This is a genomic window from Mycobacterium sp. IDUB_17, assembly GCF_055419465.1.
The window spans coordinates 1-595 of the sequence record NZ_JBVAXS010000015.1 but is presented as its reverse complement, the minus strand read 5'-3'; the positions used below and the strand labels follow the sequence as shown (position 1 = coordinate 595).

Genomic DNA, 595 nt, shown 5'->3' with positions numbered 1-595 from the left:
CTCAAAGTCAAGTGGCTAGTGCAACGTGGCTACGCAGCTTGATTGAGGAGGGTGGCGAGGCGTTGGGCTGGGGTGTCGAGGTCCAGGGTGGGTCGGGGCCGGCTGTTGAGTTTGTCTTGGACCCGTTGGAGGTCGGCTTTGGTGTAGCCGCTGAGATCGGTGCCCTTTTCGAACCAGAACCGCAGCAGCCGGTTGGTGTTCTCGTTGCTGCCCCGCTGCCAGGGTGAATGGGGATCGCAGAAGTAGACCGGGGCCTGCAGAGCCAGGCTGATGTCGTACCAGCCGGCCATTTCGCTGCCGCGGTCCCAGGTAATGCTGCGGCGCAGATGAGCCGGCAGCTCATTCATCGCCTCGATCATCGCGGTGGCCACCGAGTCGGCGGTGTGATCGTGCGGCAGGTGCAACAAGATGGTGAACCGGGTGCTGCGTTCGACCAGGGTGCCGATTGCGCTGCCACATGCGGCGCCCAGGATCAGGTCACCTTCCCAATGCCCGGGCACCGCGCGGTCTTCCACTACGGCGGGCCGCTGGCTGATGGTGATCACGTCACTGAACTTGCCGCGGCGCTCGGTCTGCCCCCGGGCCTTGCGGGCGG

1 protein-coding gene is annotated in these 595 nt (G+C 65.2%); it reads right to left on the bottom strand.

The window, feature by feature from the left end; all coding sequences use genetic code 11:
* Nucleotides 1-29: 29 nt before the first annotated feature.
* Nucleotides 30-595: IS30 family transposase (locus tag ACZYZ7_RS31775; RefSeq protein WP_463742577.1), on the bottom strand; the 566-nt coding region annotated here is incomplete at its 5' end.